Origin of the sequence: Cryptosporangium sp. NPDC051539 (assembly GCF_044454545.1) — a bacterium.
Taxonomy (GTDB): Bacteria; Actinomycetota; Actinomycetes; order Mycobacteriales; family Cryptosporangiaceae; genus Cryptosporangium.
In genome coordinates this window covers 19986-33876 of sequence record NZ_JBITDV010000016.1, presented here as the reverse complement: position 1 = coordinate 33876, position 13891 = coordinate 19986, and the positions used below count along the sequence as shown (strand labels likewise).

Annotated in this window: 14 protein-coding genes and 1 tRNA gene; 7 read left to right on the top strand and 8 right to left on the bottom strand. The window is 69.0% G+C overall.

Annotated features, from left to right (window positions below):
• The first annotated feature begins 15 nt into the window (after nucleotides 1-15).
• From ACIBZJ_RS37985 to ACIBZJ_RS37970, 4 genes are read left to right on the top strand one after another with little or no spacing between them, the layout of a single operon-like run.
• Nucleotides 16-810 (top strand): DUF881 domain-containing protein, encoded by a 795-nt coding sequence (locus ACIBZJ_RS37985; RefSeq protein ID WP_395938475.1) that lies wholly within the window; start codon nucleotides 16-18, stop codon nucleotides 808-810.
• Nucleotides 711-1469 (top strand): class E sortase, encoded by a 759-nt coding sequence (locus ACIBZJ_RS37980; protein ID WP_395938474.1) that lies wholly within the window; start codon nucleotides 711-713, stop codon nucleotides 1467-1469. Before ACIBZJ_RS37985 ends, ACIBZJ_RS37980 begins: the two co-directional genes overlap by 100 nt.
• A gap of 2 nt (nucleotides 1470-1471) precedes the next feature.
• Nucleotides 1472-1633 carry a hypothetical protein gene (locus ACIBZJ_RS37975; RefSeq protein ID WP_395938473.1) on the top strand — a complete coding sequence of 54 codons (162 nt, stop codon included), beginning with the start codon at nucleotides 1472-1474 and terminating at the stop codon, nucleotides 1631-1633.
• A gap of 7 nt (nucleotides 1634-1640) precedes the next feature.
• Complete coding sequence (locus ACIBZJ_RS37970) at nucleotides 1641-2300, top strand: aminodeoxychorismate/anthranilate synthase component II (RefSeq protein WP_395938472.1); 660 nt, start codon at nucleotides 1641-1643, stop codon at nucleotides 2298-2300.
• A gap of 52 nt (nucleotides 2301-2352) precedes the next feature.
• Here the strand turns inward: ACIBZJ_RS37970 and pknB are convergent, their stop codons facing one another.
• Genes pknB through ACIBZJ_RS37940 form a run of 6 tightly spaced genes read right to left on the bottom strand, consistent with a single transcriptional unit; the run spans nucleotide 2353 to nucleotide 10019 of the window.
• On the bottom strand, nucleotides 2353-4194 hold the full coding sequence (gene pknB, locus ACIBZJ_RS37965) for a Stk1 family PASTA domain-containing Ser/Thr kinase (RefSeq protein ID WP_395938471.1): 1842 nt from the start codon (nucleotides 4192-4194) through the stop codon (nucleotides 2353-2355).
• 46 nt (nucleotides 4195-4240) lie between these two features.
• Nucleotides 4241-5692, bottom strand: coding sequence for a peptidoglycan D,D-transpeptidase FtsI family protein (locus tag ACIBZJ_RS37960; RefSeq protein ID WP_395938470.1), 1452 nt, complete (start codon nucleotides 5690-5692; stop codon nucleotides 4241-4243).
• Nucleotides 5689-7170 carry an FtsW/RodA/SpoVE family cell cycle protein gene (locus ACIBZJ_RS37955; protein ID WP_395938469.1) on the bottom strand — a complete coding sequence of 494 codons (1482 nt, stop codon included), beginning with the start codon at nucleotides 7168-7170 and terminating at the stop codon, nucleotides 5689-5691. Before ACIBZJ_RS37955 ends, ACIBZJ_RS37960 begins: the two co-directional genes overlap by 4 nt.
• Complete coding sequence (locus tag ACIBZJ_RS37950; RefSeq protein ID WP_395938468.1) at nucleotides 7167-8591, bottom strand: protein phosphatase 2C domain-containing protein; 1425 nt, start codon at nucleotides 8589-8591, stop codon at nucleotides 7167-7169. The genes ACIBZJ_RS37955 and ACIBZJ_RS37950 overlap by 4 nt, the downstream gene beginning before the upstream one ends.
• A gap of 58 nt (nucleotides 8592-8649) precedes the next feature.
• Nucleotides 8650-9141 carry an FHA domain-containing protein gene (locus tag ACIBZJ_RS37945; RefSeq protein ID WP_395938467.1) on the bottom strand — a complete coding sequence of 164 codons (492 nt, stop codon included), beginning with the start codon at nucleotides 9139-9141 and terminating at the stop codon, nucleotides 8650-8652.
• The gene (locus ACIBZJ_RS37940; RefSeq protein WP_395938466.1) at nucleotides 9141-10019 is read right to left on the bottom strand and encodes an FhaA domain-containing protein; all 879 of its coding nucleotides are present in this window, start codon (nucleotides 10017-10019) and stop codon (nucleotides 9141-9143) included. The genes ACIBZJ_RS37945 and ACIBZJ_RS37940 overlap by 1 nt, the downstream gene beginning before the upstream one ends.
• A 71-nt stretch (nucleotides 10020-10090) precedes the next feature.
• Here ACIBZJ_RS37940 and ACIBZJ_RS37935 point away from each other — a divergent pair.
• Nucleotides 10091-10173 (top strand) — tRNA-Leu (locus ACIBZJ_RS37935).
• Between the two features lie 261 nt (nucleotides 10174-10434).
• Here ACIBZJ_RS37935 and ACIBZJ_RS37930 read toward each other — a convergent pair.
• Nucleotides 10435-11409: a TIGR03557 family F420-dependent LLM class oxidoreductase gene (locus tag ACIBZJ_RS37930; RefSeq protein ID WP_395938465.1), complete on the bottom strand. Its 975-nt coding sequence runs from the start codon at nucleotides 11407-11409 to the stop codon at nucleotides 10435-10437.
• 54 nt (nucleotides 11410-11463) lie between these two features.
• Here ACIBZJ_RS37930 and ACIBZJ_RS37925 point away from each other — a divergent pair, with 54 nt between their 5' ends.
• Together ACIBZJ_RS37925 and ACIBZJ_RS37920 are read left to right on the top strand one after the other, a co-directional pair.
• Nucleotides 11464-12351, top strand: coding sequence for a 3-hydroxyasparagine phosphotransferase (locus ACIBZJ_RS37925; protein ID WP_395938464.1), 888 nt, complete (start codon nucleotides 11464-11466; stop codon nucleotides 12349-12351).
• A 76-nt stretch (nucleotides 12352-12427) separates the two neighbouring features.
• A complete protein-coding gene (locus ACIBZJ_RS37920; RefSeq protein WP_395938463.1) occupies nucleotides 12428-13084 on the top strand; it encodes a L,D-transpeptidase in 657 nt (218 codons plus the stop codon).
• Between the two features lies 1 nt (nucleotide 13085).
• Here ACIBZJ_RS37920 and ACIBZJ_RS37915 read toward each other — a convergent pair whose 3' ends face one another.
• Nucleotides 13086-13781, bottom strand: coding sequence for a LuxR C-terminal-related transcriptional regulator (locus ACIBZJ_RS37915; RefSeq protein WP_395938592.1), 696 nt, complete (start codon nucleotides 13779-13781; stop codon nucleotides 13086-13088).
• Between the last annotated feature and the right edge of the window lie 110 nt (nucleotides 13782-13891).

Here is a 13891-nt window from a genome sequence, read left to right as displayed (position 1 = left end):
CGGCGAGGAGGCGATGTGGCACGGCGGTGGCCGCGCGGTCGTTCTCCGCGTCATCGCGCGACCCGTCCGGAGGAGAGAAGGGGCTCCCTCGGCTGGCGTCTGGCGCTGCCCGTCGTCCTTCTCGCGGCCGGTGTCCTGTTCGCGACCAGCGCGGAGACCTCTCAGGGGTCCGATCTGCGGGGCGGGCGGCGCGAGCAACTGGCCGAGTTGATCCGGCGCGGTAATTCTGATGTCGGTACATCTGAACGCCGAGCCGCTGAGCTTCGTCGTTCAGTTGATGAGGCCACACGTGCGTACACGCGAACGGACGCCAGGCTGAAAGGCCCGCAACGGGATGTCGACGAACTCACCGGGCCGGCAGGGCTCGGGAAAGTCCGCGGACCGTCGCTCACGGTCAAGCTCGACGACGCCCCACGGCGGCCCGGCGGCGTACTGCCCGTCGGCGCCACCGCGGACGACGTGGTCGTGCACCAACAGGATGTGCAGGCGGTGGTGAACGCACTATGGGCGGGCGGCGCGGAAGCGATGACCATCATGGGGATCCGGGTGATCTCCACCAGCGCCGTGAGGTGCGTCGGCAATACCCTCCTCCTCCACGGCCGGACGTTCTCCCCGGCGTTCGTGATCACCGCGATTGGCAACGTCTCGTCGATGCGGGCCGCCCTCGAAGCGTCCCCAGGGGTGTCGCTGTTCCGCCAGGCCGCGCGCGTGTGGAACCTGGGGTATACGGAGGGCGACCCCCAAGAAGTCACGTTGCCGGCGTACGACGGACCCACCGGATTGACCCACGCGACGAACCCGAATCGCTGATCCGCCGCTCCATCCGGACGTTCGGAGAGCTCCTGATCACGGTCGGGCTCGTCGTTCTGCTGTTCGCGGGTTACGAGGTCTACGGCAAGGCGTACCAGGTCAACGCCGACCAGGACCGGCTCAACTCGCAGCTCGACCAGCAGTGGGCGGCGCAGGCTCCGCCGGCCGAGACGGGCACCCCGAGCAAGGCCGCCGCGGTCGATCCGCTGCCCGGCGAGGGCGTCGCGCGCCTCTACATCCCCAAGCTCGGCAAGAAGTGGGTCGTGGTGCAGGGGGTCACCCAGGCCGACATCAAGCTCGCGCCCGGCCATTACCCGGACAGCGAGATGCCGGGGCAGGTCGGCAATTTCGCGGTCGCCGGGCACCGGATGCCGTCGATCTTCTGGGACCTCGACAAGCTGCAGGCCGGCGACACGATCGTCGTCGAGACGCAGACCGACTGGTTCGTGTACGCGGTCACCAAGAACTTCATCACGAAGCCCACGAACGTCTCGGTGGTCAGCGCCAACCCGCAGGAGCCGGGGCAGAAGCCGACCGAGAAACTGCTGACGCTCACGACGTGCAACCCGAAGTGGGACAACTACGAGCGGATGATCGTCTGGGCCGAGCAGACCAAGACCCAGCCGCATTCGGCCGGCACTCCGGCAGAGGTGCAGTAGCCGTGTACGGATGGCTCTGGGACCACCTGCCCGGCAACGCGGCCGTGAAGGGGTTTCTGACCCTGGTGCTCGTCGCGGCGATCATCCTGCTGCTCTGGTTCTACGTGTTCCCGTGGGCCGAACCACTGCTTCCGTTCGGAGACGTGACCGTGGACGGTGGATAATCCACCCATGCGGATCCTGGTCGTCGACAACTACGACTCGTTCGTCTACAACCTCGTGCAGTACCTGGGCCAGCTCGGGGCCGACTGCGTCGTCCGGCGCAACGACGCGGTCGAGCCGGCCGAGGTCCTCGCCGGTGACGTCGACGGCGCCCCGGTCGACGGGGTCCTGCTCTCGCCCGGCCCGGGCACGCCCGAGGAGGCCGGGGTCTGCATTCCGATGGTCGAGCAGCTGGCCGGCCGTCTGCCGTTGTTCGGCGTCTGCCTCGGCCACCAGGCCATCGGCGTCGCCTACGGCGCCACCGTGAACCGCGCTCCGGAGCTTCTGCACGGGAAGACCAGCGAGGTCCATCATGCGGATGCCGGGGTGCTGGCCGGGCTGCCCGATCCGTTCACGGCCACCCGGTACCACTCGCTGGCGGTCGTCGAAGACACGATCCCGGCGTCGTTCGAGATCACCGGGCGCACGCCGTCGGGCGTCGTGATGGCGATGCGCCACCGTGAGCTGGCCGTCGAGGGTGTGCAGTTCCACCCCGAGTCGGTGCTGACCCAGGGCGGTCACCGGATGCTCGCGAACTGGCTCGCGATCTGCGGCGACGAGGGCGCCGTCGAGCGCTCGATCCCGCTCGTCGAACAGGTGGAAGAACGGCGCCTGGCCGCCTACGTCTGAAAATCGACCGCCACGTCTGAAAACGGCGGGGCCCGAAGGCCCCGCCGTGGTCTCAGCGGATCAGCGAGTTGGTTCCCCGCTGCGGCGTCGCTCCGGCGTCCGGTGACGCGGTGGCGCCGGTGCTCTCGGTCGTATCCGGCGGTTCGCTGGTCTCGCCGTCACCCGGTGATTCACCCGGGTCGTCGGACGGGCTCGGCGAGTTCGACGGACCGGTCGACACCGTGATCGTGATCGTCGAGTTCGGGCTCCGCTTGCTGCCCTGGCCCGGCGTCTGGCTGATGACGGTCCCGGCCGGCTGGTCGTCGGACGGCTGGTTCCGCACGCTGACGTTGAATCCCTTGCCCTTCAGCGTCGCGGTCGCCTCGGCCACCGGGGCGCCGCGTACGTCCGGCACCAGCACCAGGTTGGCCTTGGAGACGTAGACCGTGACGACGGTGCCCTTCGGGACCTCCTTGCCGGCCGCCGGGTCCTGCCGGGTGACCGCGCCCTCGGGCTCGTCGCTGTTGTTGTCCTGCTCGATCTTGATGTCGAGGCCGAGCGTCTTCAACTGCTGCTCGGCGCCGTCCTGGTCGCCGTCGGTCAGCTTCGGCACCTTGACCTGACCCGGACCGGCACCGACCGAGAGTTCGACCGTGTCGCCTTCCTTGGCGGTCGCGCCCGCGGCCGGGTTCTGCTCGGTGACCTTGTCTTTCTGGGCGTCGGTGCTCTCGACCTTCTTGGTGCGCACCTTCAGGCCCTGGGCCTGGAGCGTCTTCGTCGCCGAGATCACGTTCGCGTTGACGACGTTCTCGACTTCGACGTTCTTGCCGCCGCCGCCGCCGAGCTTGCTGGCTGCGAACGCGACGACCGCGATGAGCGCGACCACGGCGAGGATGCCGACCGCGACCGCCGCACCACGCTTCCGGGGAGGCGGCGCGCCACCGGCCGCACCGCCGACCGACGTCTGGTAGCCGCCGCCGGCCGCGCTCGGAACGACCCGGGTCGCGCCCGCGCCGCCCAGTACCGCGGTGCGCTCGGCACCGGTCATCCCGGCGGTCGCCGCCACCGGACGCCCGGCGGCCGCGCGCAGCAGGTCGGCACGCATCTCGCCGGCGCTCTGGTACCGCGCCGCCGGGTTCTTCGCCATCGCCTTCAGCACGATCGCGTCGATCGTCGCGGTGACCTCGGGGTTGCGGTGGCTCGGCGGAATCGGGTCTTCCCGGACGTGCTGGTAGGCGACCGACACCGGGTTGTCACCGGTGAACGGCGGCTCTCCGACCAGCAGCTCGTAGAGCAGGCAGCCGGTCGAGTACACGTCCGAGCGGGCGTCCACGGTCTCGCCGCGGGCCTGCTCGGGCGAGAGGTACTGAGCCGTGCCGATCACCGCGGACGTCGCGGTCATCTGGGCCGACGCGCTCGAGAGCGCCCGGGCGATGCCGAAGTCCATCACCTTCACCGCGCCCTGCGGCGTCAGCATGACGTTGCCGGGCTTGATGTCGCGGTGGATGATGTCGTGCCGGTGACTGAAGTCGAGCGCCGCGCAGACGTCCGCGACGATCTCCATCGCCCGCTGCGGTCTGATCGGGCCCTCGGCCTGCAGAACCTCCTTGAGCGTCTGGCCCTCGACGTACTCCATGACGATGAACGGCACCGGGACGCCGTCCCGGGTGTTCATGTCTTCGCCGGTGTCGTAGACCGAGACGATCGCGGGGTGGTTCAGCGCCGCGGCGTTCTGGGCCTCGCGGCGGAACCGCGCCTGGAATCCAGGGTCGCGGGCCAGGTCGGACCGCAGCACCTTGATCGCGACGTCCCGGCCGAGCCGGTGATCACGTCCCAGGTGGACTTCGGCCATACCGCCGTAGCCCAGTACGGTGCCGACTTCGTACCTGCCGCCAAGCAGGCGGGCGTCCGTCATCGCCTAGTCCTCGGATTCGCGGGCCTCTCCGGACCCTTGCTGCGGTTCATCGATTCGCTCGCTGCTGGATGATCGATTTCATGATCGTTCCGGCGATCTCCGCGGAGGACGCGCTGGACTTGCCCGCGTTCTCCAGGACCACTGCCACCGCCGCTACGGGTTGCCCGTCGACGATCGCATAACCGATGAACCAGGCATGGTCCTGACGCTCGTCGCCGTCCTCCGCGGTACCGGTCTTCCCACCGACGTCGGCCCCGTCGATCTGGGCCCGCTTGCCGGTGCCGTCCTGCACCACCGCGTGCATCATCTTCTGGACTTCGCCCGCGGTGGAGTCACTCATCGGCGTCGAGAGCGTCTTCTGCCGGGTGGTGGAGAGCGTGGTGTAGTCGGCCGCTTCGACCTTCTTCACCAGGTAGGGCGTCATCAGTTTGCCGTTGTTCGCCACCGCCGCAGCGATCATCGCGCCCTGCAGCGGCGTCATCCGGACGTCACGCTGGCCGATGCTCGACTGGGCCACCGACGGCGGGTCGGGCAGGTCGCCGGTCTGGCTGGCGGCCACGTCGGTCGGCACCTTCATCGGGCTGCCGAAGCCGAACTCCTTGGCCTTCTCCTTGATCTTCTCGGCGCCCAGCTTCTCGACCCCGAGCTTCGCGAAGACCGTGTTGCACGACTCCTGCAGCGCGAACTCCAGCGTCACCTTCACGCCGTTGCCGCAGGTCTCGCCGTGGAAGTTCTCGATGTACTTGGTGGTCTGCGGCGCCGTGTACTGGTTCGGCGCGTCGACCTCCGAGTCGGCCGTCAAGCCGTCCTCGACCAGCGCGGTCGACATGATCACCTTGAACGTCGAACCCGGCGGGTAGGTCTGACGCAGCGCGCGGTTGAGCAGCGGCTGGTTCTCTTTGTCGCCGTTGAGGTTCGCCCAGGCGTCCTTCTGCGGCTTGTCGGTGTGCGACGCGAACGGGTTCGGGTCGAAGGTCGGGAGCGAGACCAGCGACAGGATCTCGCCGGTCTTCGGGTCCAGCGAGATCGCGGCGCCCTTCTGACCCTCGAGGGCGTTGGCCGTCGCCTGCTGGACTTCCTTGTCGAGCGTGAGGATGACGTTCGCGCCCTTGCTCTTCTTGCCGGTGATCATGTCGGTGATCCGGCGGACGAAGAGCTTGTCGGACTGGCCGGACAGGTCCTCGTTCTCGGCCGACTCGATCTCCGACGTGCCGTAGATCATCGACTGGAAGCCGGTGACGTGCGAGTACAGCTCGCCCTGGGGGTACTTGCGCTGGAATTTGTAGCGGCCGTCGGTCTCGACCGACTGCGCGATCGCCTGGTCTTCGACCATGATCAGCCCGCGCGGCCGCTCGTAGCTGGAGATGCGGACGCGCTCGTTCAGGTCGCTGTTGCGGTAGTCGTCGCCCTTCACCACCTGGACGTAGTTCAAGTTGACGAAGAGCAGCGCGAACAGCACGAAAACCGCGACCGCTACTCGTCGGAGCGGAGCGTTCACAGCCGGACCACCTCGGTCGGTGCGTCCCGCAACTGCAACGGCGGCGCCTTCACCTTCGCCGGACGTCGTCCCGCGTCCGAGATACGGATCAGCAGGCCGATGATCAGCCAGTTGGCGATCAGCGACGAGCCACCGTAGGCCAGGAACGGGGTCGTGAGACCGGTCAACGGGATCAGCTTGGTCACTCCGCCCACGATGACGAACGTCTGCAAGGTGATCGAGAACGCCAGCCCGCCGGCGAGCAGCTTGCCGTACGAGTCGCGGACGTCGAGACCGGCCCGGATGCCCCGCGACGCGATCAGCGCGTAGAGCACGAGCAGCGCGGTCAGCCCGAACAGGCCGATCTCCTCGCCGATCGCCGCGAACACGAAGTCGGTGCTGGCGTAGAGGCTGAGGATGTTCGGCGACCCGGCGCCGGGCCCGGCGCCGAACAGGCCGCCGCTGCCGAGCGCGAGCAGCGACTGGACGATCTGGTAGCCCTTGTCGAACGGATCGTCGAACGGGTGCAGCCAGACCTCGACGCGCAACTGGACACGGCTGACGACCAGATAGGCGGCGTAGGCACCGATCATGAACATGACCAGCCCGATCGCGACCCAGCGGGCCTTGTTCGTGGCGATGTAGATCATCACCAGGAACAGACCGAAGTACAGCAGCGAGGTGCCGAGGTCCTTCTCGAACATCAGGACGCCGAGGCTGACCAGCCAGGCGCTGACCATCGGCGCGTACGCGTCGAACAGGAACCGCGGGGTGGCCTTCAGCGTCGAGAACTTGCCGACGATCTGCAGGAAGTCCCGGTTGTCGACGAGGATCCGGGCGAAGTACAGCAGCAGCGCGATCTTCGCGAACTCACCGGGCTGGATCTGCCCGATACCGGGGATGATGATCCACAGCTTCGCGCCGTTGATCTCGCTCAGCGACGACGGCAGTACCGCCGGGAGCAGCACCAGGATGAGACCGGTGAACAGCGCGATGTACCCGAACCGGGCGAGCGTCCGGTGGTCGCGGACCACCGCGAGCAGGGCCACGAAGCCGAGGATCGCGACGACGGCCCAGATGTACTGCTTGAGCGCCTCGCTGCCCTCGCCGCCCAGCACGCCGGCGGCGATGCGCTCGTCCGGCGTCAGGCGGCCCAGGTCGAGCCGGCGGATGAACACGACGCTGATGCCGTTGATCGTCGCGACGGCGGGCAGCAGCAGCGGGTCGGCGTAGGGCGCCAGCACACGCACGGCCAGGTGCGCACCGAGGAACACGAGGGCGAGCAGACCGGGGAGCGCCAGTGCGCTCAGGCTGATCTCGCCGAGCACCGAACCTTGAACCGCGAGCGACATCCCGGACACGACGACCAGGGAAACGATCAGCAGGATCAGTTCGGTATTGCGCGAGTTGTTGGCCAGCGGACGGTCGGGCCGACCGATCACGCTGGTGAGAGCGGGGTCGGCGCCGCCTGCGGGGCGCGGAGCGGCCGAAGCCGTCACCGCTTCTCCCGACAGTTCACACCGGGATCGTCAGTGTCGGTGGCTGGTAGAACCTCCCCCGACGGCCGAGAGGCGGTGGGGGTCGGGGACGGCGCGCCGGAGGGCGTCGCCGAAGTGCTGGGGCTCACGACGGTGCCGGGGGAGCCGGAGGGGGATCCGGAGACCGGAGCCGAGGGGCTGACCGGTGCGGACGGCGTGGGGGCCACGTCGCCGTGGCACCAGGGGAGCACCTTCTCCCGCCGCAGGTTGTCCACGATGGTGTATGCGTCCTCACGGTTCTCGGCCGGGATGGTGTCTTGCACCGAATCGCGTGCGACCTGCTCGAGGTCGTCCAGCTGGAGATCGGTGTCATCCTGCAGCTTGGAGAACTTGACGCCGGCAAGAGAGCCGGACACGCCGCGGTATATCGCAACGTGTCCGGCCGAGGTTCCTACGTAGTACTGCTGCTGGGTGTAGTGCCAGGCGGCGTAACCGCCGGCGGCCAGGGCCGCCAGCGCCAGCACGGTCAGCAGTGCGGTGGTGCGCTTGCGGTGCCTGCCGCCGGCTTCGACCTGTTCCGGCTCTTCCTCGACCGCGTATTCCTCGGCGGGGGCCGGCCGGGGTGGGGTGGCCAGTGCCGCCCGTCCGGCCGCGGTGTCCGCGGTCGCCGACGTGGTGCGATCTCGGGCGGCCGCGCCGCCGACCACCGGGGCGTTGTCGGCCAGCCGGTCGTCGAGGATGTCGGCGACGATGACCGTGATGTTGTCGGGGCCGCCGCCGCGCAGCGCGAGTTGGATCAGCCGATTGGCCACCTGGGCCGGATCGTCGATCCGGGTCGCGTCCGCGATCGTTTCCATCGAGACGACGCTGGAGAGCCCGTCGCTGCAGAGCAGGTACCGGTCTCCCGGGCGCGCTTCCCGCACCGAGAACTCCGGCTCCACTTCGCGGCCGTCGAGCGCGCGAGTGAGGAGGGAGCGCTGGGGATGGGTGTTCGCCTCGTCGGCGGTGATGCGGCCCTCGTCCACCAGCATCTGGACGTAGGTGTCGTCCCGGGTGATCTGGTGGAGCTCGTCGTTGCGCATGACGTAGGCCCGCGAGTCGCCGACGTGGGCCAGTGCCAGACGCGTGCCGCTGAACAACAGCGCGGTCAGCGTCGTGCCCATGCCCTCCAGCGCGGGGTTGGCGTCCACCGCGTCCCGGAGCTGCTGGTTCGCGTGCCCGATCGCCGCGCGCAATGCGTCCACCAGGTCACTGGAGGAGACGTCCTCGTCCAGCGGCTCCAGCGCGCGGACGACTATGTTCGATGCCACCTCACCGGCAGCCATGCCGCCCATACCGTCAGCGACGGCGAGAAGCCGCGGACCGGCGTAGACCGAGTCCTCGTTTCCCTCACGGATGAGTCCTCGATCGGACTTGGCCGCGTAGCGCAGCGTGAGGCTCATTCGCGGTCCTCGCAGTGGAGGTACCTAATCGACGACATGCTTAGCTCGCTTCGCAGGCTCATGAGCGCAACTCGATCGACGTGCGCCCGATCCGGATCGGCGCGCCCAGCGGAACTGGGGTCGGGCCGGAAATCTTGGTTGGGCCAAGATACGTGCCGTTGGTCGACCCGAGGTCCTCGATCAGCCACTCGCCCGCACGCGGCACCAGACGTGCATGCTGCGCAGACGCATAGTCATCATTCAGTACCAGTGTGGAGTCGTCGGCTCGTCCGAGAGTGATCGGGGAGTCGCCCAACGTGATTCGGGTTCCGGCCAGTGCCCCTTCGGTGACCACCATGGTCCGGGGCACGCCGCGGTCGCCGCGGTCGCCACGCTTCGCCTTCGCCGGACGCCCCTGGGGCGCCAGCGGGATCCCCCGGGGAGCCGCGACCAGCCGGGGCTGACGAGCCCCGGACAGGTCGCGCCGGATGACCCCGACGACGGCGAAAACGAACACCCAGAGCAGCGCGAGAAAGCCGAACCGGGCGACCGCGAGAACGACTTCCGGCATCAGCCATCCAGCCGGAACGTGAGCGACGTGGTTCCGAGCTGGACGACGTCGCCGTGCTGGAGCGCCGCGGCGTTGATGCGGTTGCCGTTGACCGTGGTGCCGTTGGTGGAGCTGAGGTCGGTCAGCACCACACGGGACCCGTCGAAATCGACCCGGGCGTGCTGCCGGGAGATGCCGACGTCGGCCAGCCGCACCTGCGCGCCCTCGCCACGACCGATCACGGTCGAGCCGATCACGATCGTGAACTGCCGGCCGTCCGAGGTGATCAGACGGGCCTGCCGGGCGCCGTAGCCGCCACCCTGCGGGCCGGGCGCACCGTAGGGAGCGCCGCTGGAGTGCATCGGGGGAGCACTCACCGGACCGCCGTATCCGGGCGGGCCGCTGACCGGCGGGCCCGGAGGCGCGCTGGCCGGCGGCATGTTGTAGCCCTGCGGCGGCGGGTTCTGGTACGGGTTCGGGTTGTGAGCCGGCTCGACTCCGCCGGTGTAGACCTCGGCCGCGATCCGGAACATCCCGGTGTCGAGACCGTCACCCCGCTCGATCTCGACGATGACGTCGCCGTAGACCGTCCACCCCTGCTCACCGATGTACTCGGCCTGAGCCTGAGCCAGTTCCTGTGCCAGCGGCGCCGCGTACTGCGCCAGCCGATCGTGGTCGCTTGGACTCAGATCGATGATGTAGCGGTTGGGAACCAGTGTGCGCCCACCGCCCAAGATGGACTTGTGCGCATCCGCCTCGCGCTGCATCGCGCTAGCGATCTCCACGGGATGCACGACTCCCTTGAAGACCTTGGCGAACGCCCCCTCGACGAGGTTCTCCAACCTCTTCTCGAAGCGCTGCAGAACGCCCACCGGTTCCTCCTGTCCTCGGTTCCGCATGATCGTATCGGCCGCTGCTAACCCCCGAGAGGGGAGCATCCGGCACGTGTTAGAGTTCCCAAGTCTTCGCCGGGCAAGTGGCGGAATGGCAGACGCGCACGGTTCAGGTCCGTGTGTCCGAAAGGACGTGGGGGTTCAACTCCCCCCTTGCCCACAACATCTCCTTCCGGCTTCCCCGCCGGCCCATTCGGGCCTGCGGGGATAAGTTTTTTTCAGACCCGGCCTTTTCCGTGTTCCCGGCGGTTCTCATAGCATCCCCTCCTCGCAAGTCCTCGGAGCGCGGAACGCTACTACCGGGAGCCTCCGGTGTCGAAATCGTTGCGCTCCCGCCGTCCGAGCGCATCCCTATCGGGCCTCGTCGGGCCCGCATGTGCGCTACGTCACCACCTGTTCGGAGAACCGCTCGGGTGTTCGGTCATCCGAACGCGTCCTGCAGGGCGGGCAGGAGCGTCTTCTCGGACCAGTCCAGGAAGCCGTCCTGGTGGTCGCCGCCGATCTGCACGAACGCGAGATGGGTGAAGCCGGCCTCCGCGTAGGGCCGCACGGCGTCGAGAACCGCGTCGACGTCGTCCCCGCACGGTATCGATTCAGAAACGTCTTCCTCCCGCACGAACTGGCTGGCCCCGGCGAACCCGGCCGGTCCCGGCAGCTCGGCGTTGACCTTCCAGCCGTTCCCGAACCAGCGGAACTGCTCGTGGGCGCGGGTCACCGCGGCGCCCTCGTCGTGGTCGAAGCTGATCGGCAACTGGCCGACCTTCGGCGCGGCAGGCTTGCCGCTCTCCCGGTCGAACTGGTCGATCAGGTCGCCGACCGGCTCGACCGCGACCAGGAAGTCCGCGTTCTCCGCGGCCAGCGTGGCCGACTGCACACCGGACACCGCGATCCCGATCGGCGGCGGCGCCTGCGGCACGTCCCAGAGCTTCGCCGAGTCCACCCGGAAGTGCTCACCCACGTAGTTCACGTACTCGCCGGTGAACAGCGCGGCGATGACGTCCACCGCTTCGCTGAGCATCTCGTGCCGGACGTTGGCCGGCGGCCAGCCCCGTCCGACCACGTGCTCGTTGAGGTTCTCGCCGGCTCCCAGGCCGAGCCAGAAGCGCCCGCCGGTGAGCAGGCCCATCGTCGCGGCTTGCTGGGCGATGACCGCCGGGTGGTACCGCATCGTGGGGCAGGTCACGTAGGTCATCAACGGGACGCGTTCGGTGACCTGGCTGACCGCGCCGAGCACGGACCAGGCGTTGGGCGAGTGACCCTGCTCGGTCAGCCAGGGCGTGAAGTGGTCGCTGATCACTTCGAACGCGAAGCCGGACCGTTCGGCCCGGGCGGCGTCCCGGACGAGTGCCTCCGGGCCGGCCTGTTCGCACATGAGCGTGTATCCGAATTCCACCATGGGAGCCGCCTTACCCGGGATGGCCCGGGCTACTCCGTGGCAGGATCTGCGGCGATGCTGTTCACCGATACCGATCCGGTCTCGGACGACGCCCTGCTGGGCCTCGTCTACGAGGTCTGTCCACGCTTCGTGCCCGGCACGGTGCTGCATCGCAGCTCGACGTCGTTCGTGGTGGCCGGCAGCGTCGACCTGAGCCCGGTCGTGGCCAAGGTGCAGGCCGGCGGGTCGCCGTTCTGGCGTGAGCACTTCCTCCGCGAGGTCGAGGCCTACCGGGTGTTCGAGACTTCACCGCCGCCGGTGCGCACGGCCCGCCTGCTGAGCGCCGACACCGGCCGCGGGGTGCTGCTGCTCGAGCGGGTGTTCGGGCGTCCGCTGGCCTACGACCGGCACCCGTCCGTGGCGATCCCGGCCGACGAGCTGGCCGGTGCGCTGACCGAGTTACGGCAGCTGGCCAAGTGGCAGCCGCCGGTGGGCCAGTCCTGGATCGTGAACTACACCCCGCGGATAGACCGGGCCCGCAGGCAGGGCATGTTCGACGACGCCGACCGGGCCGCGGTCGCCGAACTGGCCCGCCGCGCGGCCGGGCGGTGGGAGCTCGCCCACGGCGACCTGGTGCTCGACAACGTGCTCAAGACCCGCGAGGGGTACGTCTTCCTCGACTGGGCGACCGTCGGCCTCTACCTGGCCGGGTTCGACCTGGCCCAGCTCTGGGTGTTGCTCGGCGACCTGCACGGGCCCCGGCGGGTGATCGAAGACCTGGTCAACGACGACGGGCCGCCCGCGCTCGCGCCGTTCCTGGTCAACCTCGCGCTGCTGCTGGGCCGCGAGCGCCGCGCGTACCAGCACCGCACGGATGCCGACGGGGTCACCCGGCGCATGCGGCTGGCCGAGGCCTGGGACGACGTCCGGCAACGCGTCCATCGTGCCGTGCGTGACGAGTAACTGACTCTCCGATTGACGGGGCTAACGCGCGTTCGATAAATGAATGGCCATACCCCCGAGCGAAGGCCCCCCAAACATGATTCGTCGTGTCGCTGCCCTGGTGGCCGTTGCTCTCGTAGCCGGTCTGGGCGTACTGATTCCGTCTTCGGCTCAGGCGGCGGGGTGCTCGCCGCGTACCGGCCCGGCCCAGCGTCAGGCGGAGAAGTACCTCGGGCTCAAGGTCGACGGCAAAGCCGGCCACTCGGACTGCGTCGCCGTCCAGCGTTTCCAGCAGCGGATGGGCATCCGGCCGGCGGCGGGTTACGCCGGTCCGCTGACGTCGAAGATCATGTCCCGCCTGTCCGGGGCCTCGTACGGCAAGTGCGGCTCCTCGAGCGGCATCCGGGTCTGCGTCGACCTCACCCACCAGGTGTTCTGGGTGCTGCGGAACGGGAAGCGGGTCCACGGCCCGGCCCCGATCCGGACCGGCCGGGCCGGCCTCGCGACCCCGGCCGGGCTGTTCCGGATCCAGGACAAGAAGGTCTCGACGGTCTCGACGATCTTCAAGGTGAAGCTGCCGTACTGGGAGCGCTTCTACGCCGACATGGGCTTCCACCAGACGACGACGTACCTCTACGACGGCGGGTCGCCGGGCTCGCACGGGTGCATCAACCTGCTGCCGGTCGACGCCCGGATGCTGTTCAAGTACACGAAGTACGGCACCCCGGTGAAGATCTTCGGGCGGAAGCCGTAGGTCACGGCCCGCCCGGCCGCACCAGCCCGCTCTCGTACGCGAACACCGTGGCCTGCACCCGGTCGCGCAGCCCGAGCTTGCCCAGGATCGCGTTCATGTGCGTCTTGACCGTGCTGGTCGTCACGACCAGCTGAGCCGCGATCTCGCCGTTCGACAACCCTTTGGCCACCAGCCGCAGTACGTCCCGCTCGCGCCGGGTCAGCTGGCCGAGCCGGACGCTCGACCCCGGCTGTCTGGGCGGTGCGGCGAACGCCGAGGCCAGCGTGTTGGCCGCGGTCGAGCCGGACGGTACGGCGCCCTCGGCGGCGCGCAGCATCACCTCGACGACGGTGGCCCGGCGGGCGTCGGCGCGGAGGAAGCCGATCGCCCCGGCGCGGAGCACCGCACGGAGTTCGGCGTCGGGCGTGCCGGTGGCGAGCGCCACGAGACGACTCGGGTGCCCGAGCGTGTCCAACACCTCGCGGGCCATCAGCGCGGTCAGGTCCGGGCGCCCCGGGAACCGCCCCACCAGGACGACGTCCGGCTGGGCCCGGTCGAGCAGACTCAGCCGGTCACGGCCGATCGAGTGGTCGGTCAGGACGTCGAAGCTCGGCTCCGATTCGAGTACTCCGGTGGTGCGGTGCAGGCCCGGGTCCCGGTCGCCGCCGACCACGGCGATCCGTGCCCGGAAGCGCTCCGCAGGCCGGGCGCGTGGCATCACCGGCGCAGCGATTGGGTCACCCCCGTGGAAGTCGGTGTTGGCCGTCCGATGCGTACCATATTGACGGAGTTCACGACAGACTTTCCGCCACTATCCGTAACTGGGTG

Coding starts and splice junctions, on each gene's coding strand:
- pknB (WP_395938471.1), bottom strand. CDS start 4,194: ATGACGGACGCCCGCCTGCTTGGCGGCAGGTACGAAGTCGGCACCGTA.
- ACIBZJ_RS37940 (WP_395938466.1), bottom strand. CDS start 10,019: ATGCGGAACCGAGGACAGGAGGAACCGGTGGGCGTTCTGCAGCGCTTC.
- ACIBZJ_RS37930 (WP_395938465.1), bottom strand. CDS start 11,409: ATGGTGGAATTCGGATACACGCTCATGTGCGAACAGGCCGGCCCGGAG.
- ACIBZJ_RS37945 (WP_395938467.1), bottom strand. CDS start 9,141: ATGCCGGAAGTCGTTCTCGCGGTCGCCCGGTTCGGCTTTCTCGCGCTG.
- ACIBZJ_RS37925 (WP_395938464.1), top strand. CDS start 11,464: ATGCTGTTCACCGATACCGATCCGGTCTCGGACGACGCCCTGCTGGGC.
- ACIBZJ_RS37915 (WP_395938592.1), bottom strand. CDS start 13,781: ATGCCACGCGCCCGGCCTGCGGAGCGCTTCCGGGCACGGATCGCCGTG.
- ACIBZJ_RS37920 (WP_395938463.1), top strand. CDS start 12,428: ATGATTCGTCGTGTCGCTGCCCTGGTGGCCGTTGCTCTCGTAGCCGGT.
- ACIBZJ_RS37970 (WP_395938472.1), top strand. CDS start 1,641: ATGCGGATCCTGGTCGTCGACAACTACGACTCGTTCGTCTACAACCTC.
- ACIBZJ_RS37950 (WP_395938468.1), bottom strand. CDS start 8,591: ATGAGCCTCACGCTGCGCTACGCGGCCAAGTCCGATCGAGGACTCATC.